The 20,743-nt window shown below is 74.4% G+C and carries 21 protein-coding genes; 5 read left to right on the top strand and 16 right to left on the bottom strand.

Annotated elements, in window-relative coordinates; all coding sequences use genetic code 11:
• The first annotated feature begins 21 nt into the window (after positions 1-21).
• The gene (gene radA, locus E7744_RS00400; protein ID WP_137772407.1) at positions 22-1,425 is read left to right on the top strand and encodes a DNA repair protein RadA; all 1,404 of its coding nucleotides are present in this window, start codon (positions 22-24) and stop codon (positions 1,423-1,425) included.
• Between the two features lie 111 nt (positions 1,426-1,536).
• On the opposite strand, the gene E7744_RS00395 is transcribed toward radA, so the two are convergent.
• On the bottom strand, positions 1,537-2,295 hold the full coding sequence (locus tag E7744_RS00395; protein ID WP_137772406.1) for a hypothetical protein: 759 nt from the start codon (positions 2,293-2,295) through the stop codon (positions 1,537-1,539).
• A gap of 63 nt (positions 2,296-2,358) precedes the next feature.
• Between E7744_RS00395 and E7744_RS00390 the strand changes: the two genes are divergently transcribed.
• Complete coding sequence (locus E7744_RS00390) at positions 2,359-3,300, top strand: A/G-specific adenine glycosylase (RefSeq protein WP_137772405.1); 942 nt, start codon at positions 2,359-2,361, stop codon at positions 3,298-3,300.
• Positions 3,301-3,356: 56 nt separating this feature from the next.
• Here the strand turns inward: E7744_RS00390 and E7744_RS00385 are convergent, their stop codons facing one another.
• The 8 genes from E7744_RS00385 to panC form a co-directional block, all read right to left on the bottom strand.
• Positions 3,357-3,539, bottom strand: a complete 183-nt coding sequence (locus tag E7744_RS00385; protein WP_137772404.1) for a CsbD family protein — start codon at positions 3,537-3,539, stop codon at positions 3,357-3,359.
• A gap of 88 nt (positions 3,540-3,627) precedes the next feature.
• Positions 3,628-4,140, bottom strand: coding sequence for an amino-acid N-acetyltransferase (locus E7744_RS00380; protein WP_137772403.1), 513 nt, complete (start codon positions 4,138-4,140; stop codon positions 3,628-3,630).
• A 210-nt stretch (positions 4,141-4,350) separates the two neighbouring features.
• Positions 4,351-6,888 (bottom strand): ATP-dependent Clp protease ATP-binding subunit, encoded by a 2,538-nt coding sequence (locus E7744_RS00375; RefSeq protein ID WP_137772402.1) that lies wholly within the window; start codon positions 6,886-6,888, stop codon positions 4,351-4,353.
• 116 nt (positions 6,889-7,004) lie between these two features.
• Positions 7,005-7,304, bottom strand: a complete 300-nt coding sequence (locus E7744_RS00370; protein WP_137772401.1) for an Lsr2 family protein — start codon at positions 7,302-7,304, stop codon at positions 7,005-7,007.
• 303 nt (positions 7,305-7,607) lie between these two features.
• Entirely contained in the window at positions 7,608-7,835 is a 228-nt protein-coding gene (locus tag E7744_RS00365; RefSeq protein WP_137772400.1) for a hypothetical protein, read from the bottom strand.
• Complete coding sequence (gene lysS, locus E7744_RS00360; protein WP_137772399.1) at positions 7,835-9,391, bottom strand: lysine--tRNA ligase; 1,557 nt, start codon at positions 9,389-9,391, stop codon at positions 7,835-7,837. Before lysS ends, E7744_RS00365 begins: the two co-directional genes overlap by 1 nt.
• 18 nt (positions 9,392-9,409) lie before the next feature.
• Positions 9,410-11,530, bottom strand: coding sequence for a M13 family metallopeptidase (locus E7744_RS00355; RefSeq protein ID WP_371415359.1), 2,121 nt, complete (start codon positions 11,528-11,530; stop codon positions 9,410-9,412).
• A gap of 228 nt (positions 11,531-11,758) precedes the next feature.
• The gene (gene panC / locus E7744_RS00350; RefSeq protein ID WP_137772398.1) at positions 11,759-12,769 is read right to left on the bottom strand and encodes a pantoate--beta-alanine ligase; all 1,011 of its coding nucleotides are present in this window, start codon (positions 12,767-12,769) and stop codon (positions 11,759-11,761) included.
• Positions 12,770-12,980: 211 nt separating this feature from the next.
• On the opposite strand from panC, the gene E7744_RS00345 reads away from it, so the two are divergent.
• The 3 genes from E7744_RS00345 to E7744_RS00335 are packed head-to-tail and all read left to right on the top strand — an operon-like array spanning position 12,981 to position 15,018.
• Positions 12,981-13,862: a hypothetical protein gene (locus E7744_RS00345; protein WP_137772397.1), complete on the top strand. Its 882-nt coding sequence runs from the start codon at positions 12,981-12,983 to the stop codon at positions 13,860-13,862.
• Positions 13,859-14,374, top strand: coding sequence for a phage holin family protein (locus tag E7744_RS00340; RefSeq protein WP_137772396.1), 516 nt, complete (start codon positions 13,859-13,861; stop codon positions 14,372-14,374). Before E7744_RS00345 ends, E7744_RS00340 begins: the two co-directional genes overlap by 4 nt.
• Entirely contained in the window at positions 14,371-15,018 is a 648-nt protein-coding gene (locus E7744_RS00335) for a DUF3618 domain-containing protein (protein WP_137772395.1), read from the top strand. Before E7744_RS00340 ends, E7744_RS00335 begins: the two co-directional genes overlap by 4 nt.
• A 75-nt stretch (positions 15,019-15,093) precedes the next feature.
• Here E7744_RS00335 and E7744_RS00330 read toward each other — a convergent pair whose 3' ends face one another.
• Genes E7744_RS00330 through folP form a run of 7 tightly spaced genes read right to left on the bottom strand, consistent with a single transcriptional unit; the run spans position 15,094 to position 20,729 of the window.
• On the bottom strand, positions 15,094-16,038 hold the full coding sequence (locus E7744_RS00330) for a Rossmann-like and DUF2520 domain-containing protein (protein WP_137772394.1): 945 nt from the start codon (positions 16,036-16,038) through the stop codon (positions 15,094-15,096).
• On the bottom strand, positions 16,035-17,711 hold the full coding sequence (locus E7744_RS16440) for a PH domain-containing protein (RefSeq protein WP_137772393.1): 1,677 nt from the start codon (positions 17,709-17,711) through the stop codon (positions 16,035-16,037). The genes E7744_RS00330 and E7744_RS16440 overlap by 4 nt, the downstream gene beginning before the upstream one ends.
• On the bottom strand, positions 17,708-18,250 hold the full coding sequence (locus tag E7744_RS00320) for a PH domain-containing protein (RefSeq protein WP_137772392.1): 543 nt from the start codon (positions 18,248-18,250) through the stop codon (positions 17,708-17,710). Before E7744_RS00320 ends, E7744_RS16440 begins: the two co-directional genes overlap by 4 nt.
• Positions 18,228-18,779, bottom strand: a complete 552-nt coding sequence (locus tag E7744_RS00315) for a DUF3180 domain-containing protein (RefSeq protein WP_137772391.1) — start codon at positions 18,777-18,779, stop codon at positions 18,228-18,230. Before E7744_RS00315 ends, E7744_RS00320 begins: the two co-directional genes overlap by 23 nt.
• Positions 18,776-19,423, bottom strand: coding sequence for a 2-amino-4-hydroxy-6-hydroxymethyldihydropteridine diphosphokinase (gene folK / locus E7744_RS00310; RefSeq protein ID WP_256376019.1), 648 nt, complete (start codon positions 19,421-19,423; stop codon positions 18,776-18,778). Before folK ends, E7744_RS00315 begins: the two co-directional genes overlap by 4 nt.
• Positions 19,420-19,794, bottom strand: coding sequence for a dihydroneopterin aldolase (gene folB, locus E7744_RS00305; protein WP_137772390.1), 375 nt, complete (start codon positions 19,792-19,794; stop codon positions 19,420-19,422). Before folB ends, folK begins: the two co-directional genes overlap by 4 nt.
• On the bottom strand, positions 19,791-20,729 hold the full coding sequence (gene folP, locus E7744_RS00300) for a dihydropteroate synthase (protein WP_137772389.1): 939 nt from the start codon (positions 20,727-20,729) through the stop codon (positions 19,791-19,793). The genes folB and folP overlap by 4 nt, the downstream gene beginning before the upstream one ends.
• Positions 20,730-20,743: the final 14 nt, after the last annotated feature.

The following is a 20,743-nucleotide window of genomic DNA, read 5'->3' as shown; positions in this document are numbered from 1 at the left end:
CCCCGCCACTAGCCTTGGTGCATGGCAACGAAGACCGCGAAGCGCGCGAACCCCGGCTACCGCTGCAGCGAGTGCGGCTGGACCACGGCCAAGTGGGTCGGCCGGTGCGGGGAGTGCCAGGCCTGGGGCACCGTGGTGGAGACCGGTGCGGACGCCACCGCCGGGCGCACCCCGGCCGCGACCGTGGCCGTGCCCGCCGTGCCCATCGGGGACGTGGACGCCTCCCAGGCGCGCTTCCACACCACCGGGGTGTCCGAGCTGGACCGCGTCCTCGGCGGCGGGCTGGTCCCGGGCGCCGTCGTGCTGATGGCCGGCGAACCGGGCATCGGCAAGTCCACCCTCCTGCTGGACGTGGCCGCCAAGGTGGCCCGGCACCGCCGGCCGGAGGGCGCCACCCGGACCGTGCTGTACGTGACCGGGGAGGAGTCCGCCGCCCAGGTGCGCCTGCGCGCGGACCGCATCGGTGCCGTCGCGGACACGCTGTTCCTCGCGGCCGAGACGGACCTCGGCCGCGTGCTGGGCCAGATCGAGAAGGCGGACCCGGACCTGCTCGTCGTGGACTCCGTGCAGACCCTGCAGTCGCAGTCCGTGGAGGGCACCGCCGGGGGCGTCACCCAGGTGCGCGAGGTGGCGGCCAGCCTCATCACCGAGGCGAAGAACCGCAACATGACCACCGTGCTGGTGGGGCACGTGACCAAGGACGGCTCGATCGCCGGCCCGCGGCTGCTCGAGCACCTCGTGGACGTGGTCTGCCAGTTCGAGGGCGAGCGCCACTCGCGCCTGCGGCTCGTGCGCGCCGTGAAGAACCGCTTCGGCCCCACGGACGAGGTCGGCTGCTTCGACCTGGGCGACTCGGGCATCCTGTCCCTCGAGGACCCCTCCGGGCTCTTCCTCTCGGGCACGAAGACCGCCGTGGAGGGCACGTGCGTGACGGTCACCCTGGAGGGCCGGCGCCCCCTCGTGGCGGAGGTGCAGTCCCTGCTGACGCCCTCGGGCCAGGGCGCCGCCCGGCGCACCGTGAGCGGCCTGGACTCCGCCCGGATCACCATGATCTTGGCCATCCTGCAGCGGCGGGCCGGCTTCCCGCTGACGGACGACGACTGCTACGTGGCCACCGTGGGCGGCGTGCGGCTGACCGAGCCCGCCTCGGACCTCGCGGCGGCCCTGGCGATCGCGAGCGCCAAGGTCAAGGCGCCGGTCCCCTCGGGCATGATCGCCTTCGGGGAGCTCGGGCTCGCCGGGGAGGTGCGCCCCGTGCCGGGCATCGGCCGGCGGATCCGCGAGGCCGCGCGCCTGGGCTTCCGCCGGGCGGTCGTGCCGGTCTCGCCGGAGCCGCTCGGCGAGCTGCCGGAGAACGTCACCGTCTCCGAGGTGGCCACCCTCGAGGAGGCGCTCAAGACCATGCGCCACTGGGTCGGGGGCTGAGCCGGCCGGCGGCTCCCGGCGGCCCGCGGACGCCCGCGGCCGCGCCCCGGGGTCATCGGGCCGAGGGCCCACCCGGCCACGGCCGGACCCCGGGGTGCGGGCCGGACGGCGCTACTGCAGCGTGAAGGTCACCGGCTGGGCGGTCAGGTCGCCGAGGGAGACCTCCAGGCGGTAGGTGCCGCTGCCGGGCGTCGCGGTGACCTCGGCGCACTGCGGGGCCGAGCGCACGCGCGGCCACGTGAACCGGGAGCGCTCCTGCTCGCCCGGGGAGATGACCATCATCGCGTCCTGCCCCTCCACCTGGCAGTCCTCGGTGGAGAAGATCCGGTCCGAGCCCGAGTACACGGTGAAGACCTGCTGGGTGGTGCCGAGGTTGGCCTGGCACGGCTCCTGGCCCGTGTTGTCCACCCGCAGTTCCAGCACGGGATCCTCCCCCTCGCCGTACGCCTGCCGGTCGGTGGCCCCGGAGACCACCAGGTCGCCGGGCAGGCACTCGGGTGCGGTCGCGCTCGGCGAGGCCCCGTCCGAGGCGTCCGGGGACGCCGAGGCACCGTCGGAGGGCGAGGCCCCGTCGGAGGGGGAGGCGCTGGCGCCGCCGGTCGCGCCGGGGCTGGCGGAGGGGTCGGGGGACCCGGGCGACGCCTGGTCCCCGGCGGGGGAGGCCGGGGCGGTCGCGACGGGGGACGCGGGCGCGGCGGCCTGGCCGGCGTCGCCCCCGTCCGGCCGGAACAGGGACACCAGCCACCACACCAGGCCCACGACGACCGCCAGGACGACGAGCAGGAGCACGAGGGCCGTGAGGCGGCGACGCCGGTAGACCTCGGGGGGCTGCGGACCCAGCAGACCGCTGTTTCGGGGCGCACTCGACATGGCTCCAGACTACGGCTCGCGCCCCCGGGAATCCGGCAGTAACCCGGCACTAGACTGGAACGCATGCCTGATGCCCGGTCCGCGCCCTCCCCGGAGGGGATCACGGCCACCCTGCACCGGCGCGTCAACGGCTGGTTCGCCGCCCACGGCCGGGACCTGCCGTGGCGGGACCCGGCGTGCACCCCCTGGGGGATCCTGGTCAGCGAGATCATGCTCCAGCAGACCCCCGTGGTCCGGGTCCTGCCCGTGTGGACTGCCTGGATGGAACGCTGGCCCACCCCGGCGGACCTCGCACGCGAACCGGCCGCGGAGGTCATCCGGGCGTGGGGCCGCCTGGGCTACCCCCGGCGCGCCCTGCGCCTGCAGGCCGCGGCGGCGGCCATCGCCGAGTCCCCGGGCGGGCTCGTCCCCGCCGACCACGGGCAACTGCTGGCGCTGCCGGGCGTCGGCGCCTACACGGCGGCCGCCGTGGCGTGCTTCGCCTTCGGCCAGCCGGAGGTCGTGGTGGACACCAACATCCGTCGCGTCCACGCCCGGCTCGTCTCCGGCCGGGCCCTGCCGGAGAAGTCGCTGACCGCCGCCGAGATGGCCCTGGCCCGGGACCTCATGCCGGCGGACCGGGACGAGGCGTGCCGCTGGAACGCGGCCGTGATGGAGCTGGGCGCCCTGGTGTGCACGGCCCGCTCCCCGCGCTGCGGGGAGTGCCCCGTGGCGGACCTGTGCGCCTGGCGCGCCGCCGGCATGCCCGAGCCGCACTACCGCCCCACCGGGCAGGCCTGGGCCGGCACGGACCGGCAGGTGCGCGGCGCCATCATGGCCCTGCTCCGGGAGGAGGGCCCGGTCCCCGTGGCGGCCCTGCCGCGGCGCACACAGGAGTCCGGGCGCCTGGGCTCGCACCGTCCCGAGGACGCCCAGCTGGACCGCTGTGTGGCGGGGCTGCTCGCGGACGGGCTCGCGGTCCGTCACGACGACGGCCCGGAGCCCACGCTCAGCCTTCCGGGCTGAGGGGTCTCCGGGCCGAGGGCCCCGGGGCGCCGGAACGGGTCCCGGGGATCAGCGGGTCAGTGCTTGTCCCCGCGGAAGGCGTCCTTGACGTCCTCGACGGCGTTCTTGAGGTTGCCCTTGGCCTCGTCGGCACGGCCCTCGGACTTCAGGCGGTCGTTGTCCGTCGCCTCGCCGATGCCCTGCTTGATCTTGCCCTTGGCCTCCTCCATGCCGTGTTCCACGCGATCTCCGGTACCCATGGGGAACCTCCTTGACCAGACGGGCCCCGGCCCGGTGCCGGTGGCCTGTCACCACAAGAAACCACGAGCGGGCCCGGCCCGCAAGGCATCACAGGTGGTGGATCATGCGGGTGTTGCCGAGGGTGTTGGGCTTGACCCGGGCCAGGTCGAGGAACTCGGCCACGCCCTCGTCGTGCGAGCGCAGCAGCTCCGAGTAGACCTCAGGGTCCACCGCGGACTGGTCCGCCATGACCTCGAAGCCATGGCGCGTGAAGAACTCCACCTCGAACGTCAGGCAGAACACCCGGCCCACGCCCACGGACCGCGCCCGGTCCAGCAGCCGCTCGAGCAGCAGGTGCCCCACGCCGTGCCCCCGCCAGTCCGGGGAGGTGGCCAGCGTGCGCACCTCGGCGATGTCCTCCCAGATCACGTGCAGGGCCCCGAAGCCCGCGAGGGAACCGTCCGGGGCCTCCGCCACGAGGAACTCCTGGATGGCCTCGTAGTAGGCCACCGCCTCCTTCTGGAGCAGCACCCGCTGGCGCGCGAGCGGCTCCACGAGGGCGCGGATCGCCGGGACGTCCTGCGTCCGAGCCGGACGGAGGTGCAGCTGGGGGGAGTCCATCGGTTCAGTGTAGGCCCGCGGTGGGCGGGCGATCACGGGACGGGCGGGAGCCGGCCGGGGCCGCTCCGCCGCTCCGCCGGCCGCGTCCCGGAGCCCGGACCGCACCGACGTCGGCCCCGGCCGGGGCGGCGACGGGACCCGGGCCCGCGGGGGACAGCGGGTCGAGGGTGGCGGGAGGGGTGCCGGTCCGGGGACCGGCACCCGCCGGGGTCACTGGCCGGAGGCCTGCGCCTCGATCTCGCCGGCCACGTGCGTGCCCTCGATCGCCTCGGGCCTGCCGCTGGAGGCGAAGGTGAGCTTGGCGGTCTCCCCCTCGCCCTCGAGGTCCACGGTGATGCTCGAGCCCGGGAGGATCTCCCCGAAGAGGATCTTCTCCGAGAGCTGGTCCTCCACCAGGTGCTGGATGGTCCGCCGCAGCGGGCGGGCACCGAAGGCCGGGTCGTAGCCGCGGTCCGCCAGGAAGCCCTTCGCGGCCGGGGTGACCGTGATGGTGAGGTCCTGGTCGTCCAGCCGCTTCTGCAGCCGGGCGATGAACAGGTCCACGATCTGCACGATCTCGCCCTTGGACAGCTGGGGGAAGACGATGACGTCGTCCACGCGGTTGAGAAACTCGGGCCGGAAGTGCTGGCGCAGTTCCTCCTGGACCTTGCCCTTCATCCGGTCGTACCCGGTCTGGGTGTCCGAGGCGGACTGGAAGCCCGTCATGACGCCCTTGGAGATGTCCTTGGTGCCGAGGTTCGTGGTCATGATGATCACGGTGTTCTTGAAGTCCACCACGCGGCCCTGGGAGTCGGTCAGGCGACCGTCCTCGAGGATCTGCAGGAGGGAGTTGAACAGGTCGGCGTGCGCCTTCTCCACCTCGTCGAACAGCACCACGGAGAACGGCCGGCGGCGGACCTTCTCGGTCAGCTGGCCGCCCTCCTCGTACCCGACGTAGCCGGGAGGGGCACCGAAGAGCCGGGAGACGGTGTGCTTCTCCTGGAACTCGGACATGTCCAGGGTGATGAGGGCGTCCTCGTCCCCGAACAGGAACTCCGCCAGCGCCTTGGCCAGCTCGGTCTTGCCGACGCCCGTGGGCCCGGCGAAGATGAACGAGCCCGAGGGCCGGTGCGGGTCCTTGAGCCCGGCCCGGGTGCGCCGGATGGCCTGGGACAGGGACTTGATGGCCTCGTCCTGGCCGATGACCCGCTGGTGGAGCTCGGCCTCCATGTTCCGCAGGCGGTCGGTCTCCTCCTCGGTGAGCTTGAAGACCGGGATGCCGGTGGAGGCGGACAGCACCTCCGCGATGAGGTCCTCGTTCACCTCGGCGATGCCCTCGGTGACGCCGGTGCGCCACTCCTCTTCCTTGCGGTTGCGCTCGTCCGTGAGCTTCTGCTCCTGGTCGCGCAGGTTGGCGGCGCCCTCGAAGTCCTGGCCGTCGATGGCCGCCTCCTTCTCGGCGCGCACCTCGGCGATCCGGGAGTCGTACTCCTTGATCTCCGGCGGGGTGGTCATGCGCTTGATGCGCAGCCGCGCCCCGGCCTCGTCGATCAGGTCGATCGCCTTGTCCGGCAGGAACCGGTCGGAGATGTAGCGGTCCGCGAGGGAGGCGGCGGCCCGCAGGGCGTCCTCGGTGATGGACACCCGGTGGTGGGCCTCGTAGCGGTCCCGCAGGCCGCGCAGGATCTCGGTGGTCTCGTCCACGGAGGGCTCGTTGACCTGGATCGGCTGGAAGCGGCGCTCGAGCGCGGCGTCCTTCTCGATGTGCTTGCGGTACTCGTCCAGCGTGGTGGCGCCGATGGTCTGCAGCTCGCCGCGGGCCAGCATGGGCTTGAGGATGGAGGCCGCGTCGATCGCGCCCTCGGCGGCACCGGCCCCGACGAGGGTGTGGATCTCGTCGATGAACAGGATGATGTCCCCGCGGGTGCGGATCTCCTTGAGGACCTTCTTCAGGCGTTCCTCGAAGTCACCGCGGTAGCGGGAGCCGGCCACGAGGGACCCGAGGTCCAGCGTGTACAGCTGCTTGTCCGTCAGCGTCTCCGGCACGTCCCCGCGCACGATCGCCTGGGCCAGGCCCTCGACCACGGCGGTCTTGCCGACGCCGGGCTCGCCGATCAGGACCGGGTTGTTCTTGGTGCGCCGGGAGAGCACCTGCATGACGCGCTCCATCTCGAGCGCGCGGCCGATCACCGGGTCCAGCTTGCCCTCGCGGGCGGCGGCGGTGAGGTTCCGGCCGAACTGGTCCAGCACCACGGAGCCGGCCGGGGCGCCCTCGGTCTGGCCGCCGGAGGACACTCCGGCCCCCGCGGCCTCCTTGCCGCCGGCCCCGCCCTGGTAGCCGGACAGCAGCTGGATGACCGTCTGGCGGACGCGGTTCAGGTCCGCCCCGAGCTTCACGAGCACCTGGGCGGCGACGCCCTCGCCCTCGCGGATGAGGCCGAGCAGGATGTGCTCGGTGCCGATGTAGTTGTGGCCCAGCTGCAGCGCCTCGCGCAGGGAGAGCTCCAGGACCTTCTTCGCGCGCGGCGTGAAGGGGATGTGGCCGGAGGGGGTCTGCTGGCCCTGGCCGATGATCTCCTGGACCTGCTCGCGCACGGCCCCCAGGGAGATGTTGAGCGACTCGAGGGCCTTGGCGGCCACTCCCTCGCCTTCGTGGATCAGACCGAGCAGGATGTGCTCGGTACCGATGTAGCTGTGGTTGAGCATCCGCGCCTCTTCCTGCGCGAGCACCACCACCCGCCGGGCACGGTCCGTGAATCTCTCAAACATGGGCACACTCCTTGCTGACTGTGCCTCCGATGCTACGCACCGGTGGACGGCTGCGGGCGACTGTTCGCCACAGGGAGAACAGCCGCCCGGGAGCCTTCCGGAGCCCCGGCGCCGGGCTACTTCTTGGCGTTGCGGTAGGCCTCCACGATGTCCCGGTGCAGCCGTCCGCGCTGGGACACCTCGTAGCCGTTCTCCGCCGCCCACTCCCGGATCTTCGCCGCCTCGTTGGCGGGGGCCGGCGGGGCGACCGCGCGCGCCTTGCGGATGTACGCCTTGAGCGTGGTCCGCAGTTCCTTCGCGTGCTCCGCCGAGAGGTCGATCTCGTAGTGCCGACCGTCCAGGGCGAACTGGAGCGTCTCCTCGGCCGGAGTTCCGTCTAGATCGTCAACCAAGACCACTTCCACTTTCTGCGCCACGGCGTTTCCCCTTCGGTCGAGCCCGGTGCGTCAGTCGATCTGACGTTCACCGACACCGGTTGATCGAATATCCCGTCAGGGGAATGAAGATTCCGCGGTCGAGGATCCGGCGCCGGTCCCCAGTATCCCGGATGATTAAGGAATTGTTCAACTTGAGCGGACTGGATCGCGACCCCCACGGCGAAGTCCCCGCTCCACAATGGGGCATCCCGTGTCCGGGAATGTCCCATTGAGCAGGGCATTCCGGGCAGGGGTGGCCCGGGATCCCGCTGCGGCGTCCCGTCAGCCCGCTGCGGCGTCCCGTCAGCCCGCGGCGTCGTCGCGCCCGGGCCCCGGCTCCGCGGGGGGCGCCGTGCCCTCCCGCTCGGCGCGCAGCCGCGCCCACTCGCGCGCCTCGCGCTCCTCCAGCTCGGCCCGCGCCTTCCGCTCGCCGCTGTCGGCGCGGAACAGGGAGCGCATCACGAGCCAGAAGATGAGCCCCAGCCCCACGGAGGGGGCCAGGACGGAGAAGTACTCCCAGAACGAGGCCATCAGCCGGCGGCCCCCGGCGCCTCCGGCTTGAGCAGCGGGAACAGGATGGTCTCCCGGATGCCGGCGCCGGTGAAGAGCATGACCAGGCGATCGATGCCGAGGCCGATGCCGCCCATCGGCGGGGCGCCGTACTCCAGCGCGCGCAGGAAGTCCTCGTCGAGCTGCATGGCCTCGTCGTCGCCCGCGGCGGCGGCCTCGGACTGGGCGGTGAGCCGCTCGCGCTGGATGACCGGGTCGATGAGCTCGGAGAAGGCGGTGCCCCGCTCCATGCCGCCGATGATGAGGTCCCAGGCCTCGATCACCCCGGGCTCGGAGCGGTGCGGGCGCGCCAGCGGCTGGGCCGCCGGCGGGTAGTTGTACACGAACGTGGGGTTGATGAGCGTGGGCTCCACGATCTCCCCGAACAGCTCGATCACGAGCTTCTGCTCGTCCCAGAACGGGTCGAAGGCCACCTCGTGCTCCTCGGCGATCCGACGCAGCACGTCCGCCGGGGTGTCCGGGGTGACCTCCTGGCCCACGGCCTCGGACAGCCCGGGGTACACGGCCAGCCAGCGCCACTCCCCGCCCAGGTCCACGGTGCCGCGCGGGGTCTCGAGCGTGCGCCCGGCGCCGACGGCGTCCGCGGCGTTGAGGATCATCTCCTGCATCCGCCGGGCCATGACGTGCATGTCCGCCCAGGCCTCGTAGGACTCCAGGGTGGTGAACTCCGGGGAGTGGGTGGAGTCCACGCCCTCGTTGCGGAACACCCGGCCGATCTCGAAGACCCGGTCGATGCCGCCCACCACGGCCCGCTTGAGGTAGAGCTCGGTGGCGATGCGCAGGGTCATGTCCTGGTCGAACGCGTTCAGGTGCGTCTTGAAGGGGCGGGCGTGGGCGCCGCCGTGGATGAGCTGGAGGATGGGGGTCTCCACCTCCACGTAGCCGTGGTCCTCGAGGGTGCGCCGGATCGAGCGGATGACCGCGGCCCGGGTGTGCACCATCTGCCGTGCCTCGGGGCGCACGATGAGGTCCGCGTAGCGCTGGCGCACCCGCGTCTCCTCGTTGAGCTCGGCGTGCAGCACGGGCAGCGGCCGCAACGCCTTGGAGGCCATCTGCCAGCCCTCGGCCATGATGGACAGCTCCCCGCGCCGCGAGGCGATCACCTCGCCCTGGACCGCCAGGTGGTCGCCCAGGTCCACGAGGCGCTTCCAGTCCGCGAGGGACTCCTCCCCGACCTTGGCCAGGGAGACCATGACCTGCAGCCGGGCCCCGGCGCCGTCCTCGCCGCCCTCCTGGAGCGTCGCGAAGCACAGCTTGCCGGTGTTGCGCAGGAACACCACGCGCCCGGCCACGGCGACCCGCTCACCGGTCTCGGCCCCCGGCTCCAGGTCCGGGTACGCGGCGCGGACCTCGGTCAGGGAGTGCGTGCGCTCCACGGCGACGGGGTACGCCTCCCGGCCGGCGGCGAGGATCTCACCGCGCTTGTCCCGGCGCACCTGCCGCTGGTCGCTCGTCGTGGGGTCGCTGGGCTGGCCGCCCGCCGTCGCCGGCGGGACCGGGGTGTTCTGGGTCGTCACGGTCCACCAGTCTACGGCTCACCAGATGGTGACGCGGTCGGCCGGGTCCAGCCACATGGGGTCCCCCGGCTCGGTGCCGAAGGCCTCGTGGAAGGCGTCGAGGTTCTTCACCACCTGGTTGCACCGGAACTCGTTCGGGGAGTGCGGGTCCGAGGTGATCCGGGTGATGGTGGTCTCCGGCCGGGACAGCTGGCGCCAGCACTCGGCCCAGGAGGCGAAGAACGCCCGGTCCTGCTCCACGCGCGCCGCCTCCGCGTCCGCCCGCTCGGCCGGGCCGTCCGCCTGCGGCCGGGCCCCGGCCCGCGCCGCCCCGGCGCCGCCGACCGTGGGCACGTCGCCGTCGGCCACCCCGCCGCCGTCGCCGGCCGGGCCGGCGTCGCCGTGCTCCTCGCGCCAGATCCCGAGGGCCTCGTACGCGATGCCCAGCCCGCCCAGGTCCCCGATGTTCTCGCCCAGGGTGAGCCGCCCGTTGACGTGGTGCTCCGGCGCCTCGGCGGGGGAGAGGACCTCGTACTGGTCCACGAGCCGCGCGGTGCGCTGCTCGAACGCGGCGCGGTCCTCGTCCGTCCACCAGTTCTGCAGCGAGCCGTCCCCGGCATACTGCGAGCCCTGGTCGTCGAAGCCGTGGCCGATCTCGTGGCCGATCACCGCGCCGATGGCCCCGAAGTTCTCCGCGGGGTCGCGGTCCGGGTGGAAGAACGGCGGCTGCAGGATGGCCGCCGGGAACACGATCGCGTTCTCCAGGGGCGAGTAGTAGGCGTTGACCGTCTGCGGGGTCATGTGCCACTCCTCCGGGTCCGGCCCCGTCTCGATCTTGGACAGGTCCCGCTCGAAGCCGAACGCGGCGGCGGCCCGCACGTTGGCCACGAGGTCCTCGGGGTCCACCTCGAGGGCGGAGTAGTCGATCCACTTCACCGGGTACCCGACCATCGGCTTGAACATGGACAGCTTCTCCAGGGCCCGCTGCCGGGTCTCCTCCCCCATCCACTCGAGCGTGGTGATGGACCGCCGGTAGGCCTCGAGCAGCGTGGAGACCAGCTCGTCCATGGCCGCCTTGTGCCCCTCGGGGAAGTGCCGCGCCACGTAGAGCCGGGCCACGTCCTCGCCCACCGCGCCGTTGACGAAGCCCACGCCGCGCTTCCACCGCGGCTTGACCTCCTCCGCCCCGGCGAGCTTGCGGCCGTAGAAGCTGAAGTGCTCCTCCACGAAGGCCTCCGTGAGGTACGGGGCGGCCGAGCGCAGCACCTGCAGCTGCAGCCACAGCTTCCAGTCCTCCAGGTCGGCCTCCACGAGCAGGCGCTGCATCGCCGCGAGGAAGTCCGGCTGCCAGGCGACCACCTCGGCGCTGCGCGAGCCGGCGGCGCCGATGCCCTCGAGCCAGCGCTCGGCGAGCGGGAAGGAGTCCAGCAGCGCGGAGCGGTCCAGCAGGTTGTAGCGGGCCACGGCGTCCCGGCACTTCACCACGTCCCAGTGGGCGGCGGCGATACGGGCCTCGAGGTCCACCACGCGGTCCGCGTCCGAGCGGGTCTCCGGGGAGTCCCCGCCGATGCCGCCGAGCTGGAACATGTTGGCCACGTGCTGGCGGTAGTCCGCCACGAGGGGGGCGAAACGCTCCTCGCGGTAGTAGGACTCGTCCGGCAGGCCCAGGCCGTCCTGCAGCAGGTGCAGGAGCATGCGCTCGGGGTTGCCGGCGTCGTTGAGGGCACCCGTGTGGATCAGGCCGCTGACCCCGGAGCGCTGGAACCGGCCCGAGAGCTCGATGAATTCCTCGGGGGTCTCCACCGCCGTCACCTCGGCCAGGTCGGCCACGATGGGCTCCAGCCCGCGGTCCTCCACCGCGGACTCGTCCATGAACGAGGCGTAGAGGGCGCCGATGCGCCGGCGGGCCCCGGCGTCGTCGTCCCCGGCGGTGAACGGGCCGGACTCCCGGCTGGCCCCGGGGCCGGACCAGAAGTGCCCGGCGGCGTCCTCCGCGATCCGCCGGACCGCGACCTCGGAGGCGTCCCGCAACTCCATGAACGCCCCGTAGGACCCCTGGTCGGCCGGGATCGAGGCGGTCTCCATCCACGCCCCGTTGACGTGCCGGTACAGGTCCTCACGGGCGGTGGGCTGGCGGGTGGCGGTCACGGTCTCGGTCACGTGGGCTCCTCGGGCTGACGGGGACGACGGCGGCGCCGGCGCGCGGGTGCGCCGGGCCCGGCGGGTCCCGGACCGGAACGCCGGACGGGCCCGCGGGCCGGGCTTGGGTCCGATCCTAACCGGGGCGGTGCCGGGCGGGGCCGGGAACCGGACGGGAGGCCGGGCGGGGCCGGGAGCGGGGGCCGGCGCCGGGAGGGCGGCGCGGGGAGGGCGGCGCGGGGCCGGGCGTCAGGCCGAGGCGGCGGGCAACACCATGTTGTCGATGAGCCGCACGGGCTCGAACTCCGCGGCGACCAGCGCGAGCGCCTCCCGTTCGAGGGGTCCGGCCAGTTCCGCGGCGCCGAGCGGCTCGAGGGTGGCGTGGTCCACCACCTCGAGGTAGTCCAGGGTGGCCAGGGGCTCGGCCCGAACCATCTCCCGCGCGGCGTCCACGTCCAGCGGGCGGCCGGCCTCGGCGGCCAGCCGCAGGGTGTCCAGGGCGCGGTGCAGGACGAGGGCGGCCCGCAGGGCCTCGGCGGACAGCCGCGTGTTCCGGCTGGACAGGGCGAGCCCCTCGGGGGACCGCACGAGGGGCACCGGGCGGATCTCGAGGTCGAAGTCGAGGTCGGCCCGCATGCGCCGCAGCACGGCCAGCTGCTGGGCGTCCTTCTGGCCGAAGTAGCTGCGCAGCCGGGCCGGGGCCGGCGGCATGGCCGCGTGCCAGAGCTTGGCGACGACGGTGCAGACCCCGTCGAAGTGCCCCGGCCGGCTGGCGCCCTCGAGCACCTGGCCCATGGCGCCGGCCGAGACGGTGACGATCGGGGCGTCCGGGTAACCGGGGTACATCTCCTCCAGCCCGGGGGCGAGGACCAGCTCGCAGCCCTCCGCGCCGAGCACCCGGCGGTCCGCCTCGAGCGTGCGCGGGTAGTTCTCCAGGTCGGCGGGGTCCCCGAACTGCAGGGGGTTGACGAAGACCGAGGCGACCACGATGTCGTTCTCCTGCCGCGCCTGTCGCACGAGGGCCGCGTGCCCGCCGTGCAGGGCGCCCATGGTCGGGACCAGGCCCACGGTGGGCTCGGGCACCCCGGAGGCGACGACGTCGCGCACCCGGGCGGCGAGCGCCGCCCGGAACCCCTCCCGGGTGGCGTGCACGGCGGGCAGGGGGCGGTCGCCGGGGGCCTGCCGGACGGTGTCCTCCAGGGTGAGGCCGGTGCCGGCGGGGACGGGAGTGCGGTCGGGAACGCGGTCGAGCGGGGTCACGGCCTCGAGTCTACGGACCGGCCCGCTGCGGGGAGCCACGGTGTCCCAGCAGTGGCCGGGGTCACCGGCCGGCTTGGCGCCGGCCGGGTGCAAGCTGGGAAAACCTCAAACCGGCCGCCAGTCATGTCCATCCGTGCGGAAGTGTGCCTAGGGTCGCCGTCTAGGCACGGCCGATACCCGAGGCCGTGGCCCTGAACGGGAGGGACAACTGATGACGCTGAACCCCGAATACCCCACGACGTCCGGCGGTGGGACGCAGGACGCGGCGAAGCAGGAGGCCGGCCGGCTCGGCACGGAGGCGCAGGACGCCGCGCGGGACGTCGCCGGCACGGCCAAGGACGAGGCCCGCCACGTGAAGGAGGAGGCCGTCGGCCAGGCCAAGGACCTGGCCGCCTCGGCCCGGCAGGAGGCGACCTCGCAACTGTCCACGCAGAAGGACCGGCTGGCCTCCCAGTCGCGCACCGTCTCCGACGACCTCGAGCGGATCGCCCGCGGTGAGCGCCCGGAGTCGGACATGGTCAACCAGGCGGTGTCCATGCTCTCGGAGCGGGCACGCCGGGTGACCGAGCACCTGGAGACGCGCGAGCCGATGGACCTGCTCGACGACGTCCGGCGCTTCGCGGCCCGGCGTCCCGGGACCTTCCTGGCCATCGCCGCGGGCGTCGGCCTGGTCGCCGGGCGCCTGACCCGCGGCCTGAAGGACTCCTCGGGCCATGAGGTGCGCCCGACCACGGCGCCCGTGCGCCCCGGTCCGGCCACCGGCCCCGCGCCGGTGGGCCGGGTGCCGGGGACCGTCTACCCGGGCGACACCACCCCGGCCGGTGCCTCCCTGGGCGCGGGGGCCGGTAGCGAGTACTCCGCGGCGGCCTCCGGGGACGGCTACGCCGGCCCCCCGGCCGGCGTCTACCCCGGGCAGGGGACGGGGGGCCATGACGCGGACGCACCGTTGCCGCCCGCCGTGCCCCCGACCGTCGGCGGCGCCGACGAGGAGCCCGACCTCGGCACGGGCGCCCCGGCCACCGAGGTCCTCGGGACGCCGGCGGCCGAGAAGCCGTACGGCGCCGGCCCGGGCGAGCCGGGAGGTCGCCCATGACCACGGACCCACGCCAGGAGGCGCCGGTGCCGCCCCGGGCGGCCGCCGCGGCCGCGAGCGACCCCCTGGGCCATCCCGGCCCCGCGACCGGGGCCACGGCAGCGCCCGAGCCCGAGGCCGAGTTCCGGGCCCGCCACGAGTCGCTCGGGGAGATGTTCGCCAGCTTCTCGGCGAACCTGAGCACCCTGTTCCGGCAGGAGATCGCCCTGGCCAAGGCCGAGGCCACGGTCGAGGCCAAGAAGGCCGGGACGGGCGCCGGGATGTTCGCCGGGGCCGCGCTCGCCGCCGTCTTCGTGCTGCTGTTCCTGTCCACCGCCCTCATGTGGGCGCTGTCCGCGGTCATGCACCCGGGCTGGGCGGCCCTGATCGTGGCCGTCCTGTGGGGCATCGTGGCCGCCGTCCTCGCCCTGATGGGCAAGAAGCACTTCGAACGCCTCCGGGGCCTGCGCCAGACCCAGGAGACGGTCCAGGAGATCCCCGCGACCCTGAACCCGAACAAGGAGACGCCATGAGCAACAATCCCGATGAGATCCGCGCCGACATCGAGCGCACCCGGCACGAGCTCGGCCGCGACGTGGACGCCCTGGCCGAGAAGACCAGTCCCACCCGGGCCGTCCACCGGCAGGGCGACCGCGTCCGCGAGGGCCTGGTCAACCTCAAGGAGTCGGTCATGGGATCACCCCATGACACCTACGACCCGTACTCCGCCGGGACCGGCTCGCCGGGCCTGGCCGACCGGGCCCACGGGCTCGCCGACGAGGCCCAGCACCGGGCCGAGGACGCCGTGCACGCCGTCCAGCAGGCCCCCGCCCGGGTCCGCCGCAGCACCCGTGGCAACCCGTTGGCGGCGGGGCTGATCGCCCTCGGCGCCGGCTGGCTCGTGGGCTCGCTCATCCCGGCCTCGCGTGCCGAGCAGGACGCCGCCGAGCGGGTGAAGGAGCACGCCGGGCCGGTGGTGGACGAGGCCAAGTCCGTGGCCCGGGACATGGGCGAACACCTCAAGCCCCAGGCGCAGGACGCCGTGGACTCCGTCAAGGAGACCGCGACCTCCGGCGTAGAGCACGTCAAGGCCGAGGGCCAGGACAAGGCGGGCCACCTCAAGGACGAGTCCACCCGGGCCGCGCAGAACGTCAAGGGCGCGAGCGAGCAGTACTGAGCCGTACAGCGCGTCACGGCGCCGGGGGCGCCGGTGGTCCAGGGACCGCCGGCGCCTCCGGCGTGTCCGGCGTAGTCAGGCGGCGCCGGGCGCGGTCCCCGGCCCGCCCTCGGCGAGCACCTCGAGCAGCCCGGCGGCGACGTCGTCCCGCAGGGCACCGCGCGCGTGGGCGCGCATGGCCGTCGCGCGGGCCAGCTGCCGGTAGGTCTGCAGCACGTCGGCGGGCATGCCGTCCTCCAGGAGCGCGGAGAGCACCTCGAGGTGCCGGCGCACGGTGCCGACGTCGCCGCGCGCCACCGGCCCGGTGAGCGCCCCGTCCCCGTTGGCCAGCGCGTTCTCCAGGGAGGCGTGCATCAGCGGCGAGAGCATCCGGTCCGTCTGCTCCACCCCGATCGAGGCGAGCAGCTGCGCCGCCTGCGCCGTGAGGGTGACCAGGTGGTTCGAGGCGTGCGAGAGGGCCGCGTGGTAGGTCCCGCGGTCGGCCTCGGCGATGACGGTCGGCTCCCCGCCCATCTCGACCACGAGGGCCTGGGCCACGGGCAGGACGATCGCGTCCGCGGTGACGCCGAACATGCAGTCCTGCAGCCGCGCGAGGTCCAGGCTCAGCCCCGTGAAGGACATCGCCGGGTGGATGGCCAGCGGGATGGCCCCGGCCGGGCGCACCGGGTCCAGGACGGACACCCCGTGCCGGCCCGAGGTGTGCACCACCAGGTGCCCGGCCTGGAAGTGGCCCGCCTCGGCCAGCCCCGAGACCAGCTCGGGCAGGATGTCGTCCGGCACGGCGAGCAGGACCAGCTCGGAGCGGCGCAGGATCTCGGGGATCTCGAGGACCGGCACGTCCGGCAGCAGGGACTCCGCCCGGGTCCGGGAGGCCTCCGAGACCGCGTGGACGCCCGTGACCGCGTGGCCGGCGTTGCGCAGGGCGGCCCCGAGCACGGCCCCCACCTTCCCGGCGCCGATGACGCCGATCCCCAGCCGGCCGGGCCGGCTCTGCGGTGCGTTGCCGAAGGGCGAACTCATCGGGCCACCTCCTGGGTGCGTCGGTCGAAGCGGGCCAGTTCCTCCGGCCGCATCCACTGGTTGCGGTCCCGCAGCCGGCGCGAGACGGCCGCGATGTCCGCCGCCTCCCGGAACAGGCGGCGGGCCACGGCGGCGTCGGCGTGCTCCAGGGCCGGCGCGATCGGGCCCGGGGTGGAGTGGAACCGCATCCGCGCCAGGCCCAGCCGCCGGTCGAGGGGGCCCTGGCGGACGTCGATGGACTGGATCCGCTCGTGCGGCAGGAGCACGAGCCGGCGCTCGAGACGGCCGGAGCGCAGCATCAGCATGGTGCGGGTGGAGCGGAATGCGTTGCGGCGCCACGCCAGCGGGTCCAGCCAGCGGGCCCGGCGCGGGGAGGCCGTGAACCCGCGGTCGTCGCCCCGGCCCACGATCCCGGCCCGGATGACCTCCGGGGCCTCCTCCACGCCGGGGTCCGGGGCGACCACGGACAGCACGCGCAGCACGTCCTCGAGGGTGCCCACGGGCAGCACGAGGGTCTTGTCCGGGCCCCCCGGCTCCGTGCCGGGGCCGTAGCCGGCCACGTTCACGTTCATCCGGTACCAGCCGAAGGGGCGCCAGAACAGCCCCTGCCGGACGGAGACCGCCTGCACGCGCCCCGGCGGCACGGTCTGCTGCGCCGTCTCCAGCAGGCCGTAGCGCAGCCGCAGCCCGTCCGGGGAGGTCGCCACCGTGAAGGCGTAGCCCTTGCTGAACCCGCTCCACAGGAAGCTCACGAGCGAGAAGCCGAAGGGGATGAGGGAGAACAGGAGGGCCGCGGACCACGGCTCGTCGATGCCGGCCGGGAGGACGGCATCGGCGAACGCCGAGCCCGCCAGCAGCAGGACCAGGACCGTCGCCATCCCCGCCGTGCCGCCGGACAGCAGCAGCGAACCGACCAGCCGCGGCACCGGGACCTGCAGCATGACCTGCTCGGGCGCCTCGGGCAGGGGGTGCGGCACGGGAGGCCCGACGGCGGCGCCGGCCCCCGCGCCCGACGGCCCCTCGCCCGGTGCCGGTGCCGGGCCGGGTGCCGGCGCGCCCGCCGGACCGTGCCGGCCCTCGCCCGTGGCCCCGGCCCCCGGGGCGAGGGCCACCGCGGCGTGGCCCGGAGCATGGCCCGGTGCCGGGTCGGACCCGGGCCGGACGCCCGCGGCGCGTCCCATGATCTCCGCGCGCAGCACGCGGGCCTCCTCCTCCCGGATGAAGGCCAGTTGCAGGGCGGTCCGGCCGCCGTCGGCCGCCTCGAAGCGCAGCTCGGCGAGGCCGAAGACGCGCGCGAGCAGCGGCTGGCGGATGTCCACCGCCTGCACGCGGTCGTACCGGACCCGCCGGTGCTGACGGAAGACGACGCCGCTGTCCAGCAGCACCTGCTCCTCCCCCAGCCGGTACTTCGTGAACCGCCACGAGAAGAAGTAGGCGATCACCATGACCACGAAGACCGCACCGTAGACCGCGAGGGTCATCCACAGCCCCTCGGCGGCGCGGAACTCCCCGGCGCCCACGAGGGCCCCGACGAGGTCCTCGCCCACCGACTGGGTGGCCACGAACAGCAGCCCCACGAGGACCACCCAGCCCCGCACCCAGGGGCTGATGGGGTGCACGCGGTGCCAGTCGCCGTCGGCCGCCTCCGGCCGGTCCGGCCCCGCGCCGGTCACAGCCCCGCCAGCCGGGCCTGCCCGCGGGCCATCAGGCGGTCGCGGAGGTGCTCGCTGTCCTCGACCGGGATGCCCGGCAGGGTGGCGTTCGTGGCGGCCGAGGCGGTCTGCAGCTCGAGGGTCCGGATCCCGAAGCGCCGCTGCACCGGGCCCTCCTTGACGTCGAGGTACTGGAGCCGGCCGTAGGGCACCGCGAGGACCCGGCGGAAGAACAGGCCCGAGCGGACCAGGACGTCGTCCTCCCTCTCGGCGTAGCCCAGCGCGCGGACCTGCCGCGGGACGAGGGCCAGGTCCACGAGCGACCACACGAGCACGACGGCCGGCAGCCCCCACGCCAGCCACGCCGGGTAGCCGGGCCACGCCCCGGCCAGGCGCAGGACCAGCGGCACGCAGGTCACGAGGAGGACGGCGAGGGCCCCCAGGCCCTCCCCCAGCATCCGGGCGGGGATCAGCTTGCGGGAGACGGGCGTCCACTCCACGCCCTCGAGGGACCGCAGGTCCCAGGCCGTCGCGTGGTCATCGTCCCGTGGACCGGGCATAGCCGCCCTCCCCTTCCGTGCCGTAGGCGGGGCCCTGGGTGCGCCGGGTCCCGTCCGGGTCCCCTCCGGACCCGTTGGCGGTGCCGTCCGCCCCGTCGTCCGGGGGCAGCCGGCAGAACTGCTCCACCACGAACCCCACGATAACCAGCACGAGGCCGCCGATGATCATCACCAGCGCGTCGTTGACGGTGGCCGTGCCGAATCCCGTGGCGGAGGCCAGGTGGACGAGCACCCCGGCGTGCCATCCGGCGATCAGCGCGCCCGCGTACGCCCCGGACTGCGCCAGGACGAGCGTGCGGGCCGCGGCCACCGGGTCCATCCGCGCGGCCGGCGGGCGCCGCTTGTCCCGCTGGACGCGGATCCCGAGGGCCAGGACCAGCACGGCCACCGCCGCGAGGGTGACCACCGAGGACGCCACGAGCACGGGGGCGACGAGGCCGGACCGGGCCGCCAGCAGCGCGCCCAGCCAGCCCAGCACGCCGCTCACGGCGCACACGACCAGCAGCCACAGGGGACGGATCGAGCTCACGACGCCGGCGCTCCCGGCCCCGGGGCGGCGGGGGCGTCGCCCAGCCGGCGGACGGTGCCGGCGTCGGCCGCGCGGGCCGCGAGTTCCGCCACGGGCACGCCGCCGAGCCGGGCGTCGGGATCCAGCCAGGACCACGGGGCGAGCACGAAGGCCCGCTCGTGCGCGCGCGGGTGGGGCAGCGTCAGCTCGGGGACGTCCGAGGCGAGGTCGGCGTAGGCGATGATGTCCACGTCCAGGGTGCGCGGACCCCAGCGCACCTCGCGGGTGCGGTGGTGGGCCTGCTCGACGGCGTGGCAGGCGGCGAGCAGTGCCCGCGGGGCCAGGGTGGTCCGGATCGCCAGGACCAGGTTGAGGTAGTCCGGCTGTCCCGCCGGGCCGCCCACCGGCGCCGTGACCGCCACGGGCGAGACCCCGGTCAGCTCGATGCCCTCGCGCTCCGCCAGGGCGCGGACCGCGGCCTGCAGCGTCGCGGCCGGATCACCGAGGTTGGCCCCGAGGGCGAGGACGGCCGGGACCGGCCGGCCGGGCGCCCGGTCGAGCGGATCGGCCGGCGCGTGGGGCCCCGCGCCCTCCCCCGGCGACCGGGGCGGCACGGGCCCGTCCGCGGGCGCCGCCTCCCGCGCGTCGGGATCCCGGCCGGTCACGGCCGGCTCCGGGAGACGGTCACGGCGACGTCGGCGAAGTCGGCCTCGATGGGCGCACCGGGCTTGTGCACGGTGACGTCCACGGCCGCGGCGACCGGCTGGGAGTCCAGGACGGACCGGGCGATGCGCTCGGCCACGGTCTCGATGAGGTCGACCGGCTCGCCCGTGACGACCTCCAGCACGGCGCCGGCGACCTCGGCGTAGTTGACCGTCAGCGAGAGGTCGTCGGTGGCGGCGGCCGGCGCCACGTCCAGGTGCACGACGACGTCCGTCACGAAGTCCTGGCCGTCCCGCCGCTCCTCGGGGAAGACCCCGTGGAAGCCGCGGGCGCGCAGGCCGGTGAGCGCGATCCGGTCCGCCACGCCGCTCACGCCCCCGGCTGGCGGCCGACCGGTCCCGGGCCCCCGGTCCAGGCCCGGGCCACCTTCACGGCGTGCAGGGAGGACTCCACGTGGTGCACGCGCACGCCCCACGCCCCGTGGGCCGCCGAGAGGGCGGAGACGGCGGCGGTGACGTGGTCGCGGTCCTTGGGGGCCGGCTCGGCGCCGGACCGGGTGGCGAGCAGGCTGCCGAGGAAGCGCTTGCGGGAGGCCGCCACGAGCACCGGGAGGCCCAGCCCCACGAGGCGGTCCAGGCCGCGCAGCAGCTCCCAGTTCTGGTCCCCCGCCTTGGCGAAGCCCAGTCCCGGGTCGAGGATGAGCTGTTCGCGGCGCACGCCGGCGGCGAGGAACCGGTCCACGAGGCCGGAGAGCTCGCCCACCACCTCCTCCACGACGTCCTCGTACTCGGCGAGGGAGTCCATGGTCTGCGCGTCCCCGCGGTTGTGCATCAGCACGTAGGGGGCGCCGGTGCGGGCGATCAGCTCGGGCATGTCCGGCTCGTGGTTGAGCCCCGAGACGTCGTTGACGATGACGTCGCCGAGCTTCAGCGCGGCCTCCGCGGTGGCGGTGTGCATGGTGTCCACGGACACCACGGCGCCGGCCTTCAGCAGCGCCTCGATGACCGGCAGCACCCGGTTCTGCTCCGTGAGGGTGTCGATGGCCTCGGCCCCCGGACGGGTGGACTCCCCGCCGACGTCGATGATGTCCGCCCCCGAGTAGTGCAGGCGCAGCCCCTGCTCGATGGCCGTCTCCGTGTCCAGGTAGTCCCCGCCGTCGGAGAAGGAGTTGTGCGTGACGTTGAGGATCCCCATCACGAGCGTGCGGTCCGTGGGGAGGTCGGCCAGGGTCCGGCGGCGGACCTTGCGGATCACCGTCAGCGGTCCCGTCGCCGGGCCGGTGCCTGCCTGTGCTGCCATCGAGTCCAAGGGTGGTCCTTTCG

This window comes from Citricoccus sp. SGAir0253 (assembly GCF_005877055.1).
In the GTDB taxonomy this organism is placed as follows: domain Bacteria; phylum Actinomycetota; class Actinomycetes; order Actinomycetales; family Micrococcaceae; genus Citricoccus.
The sequence above is the reverse complement of the archived record's forward strand: the minus strand, read 5'-3'. Positions and strand labels throughout refer to the sequence as shown.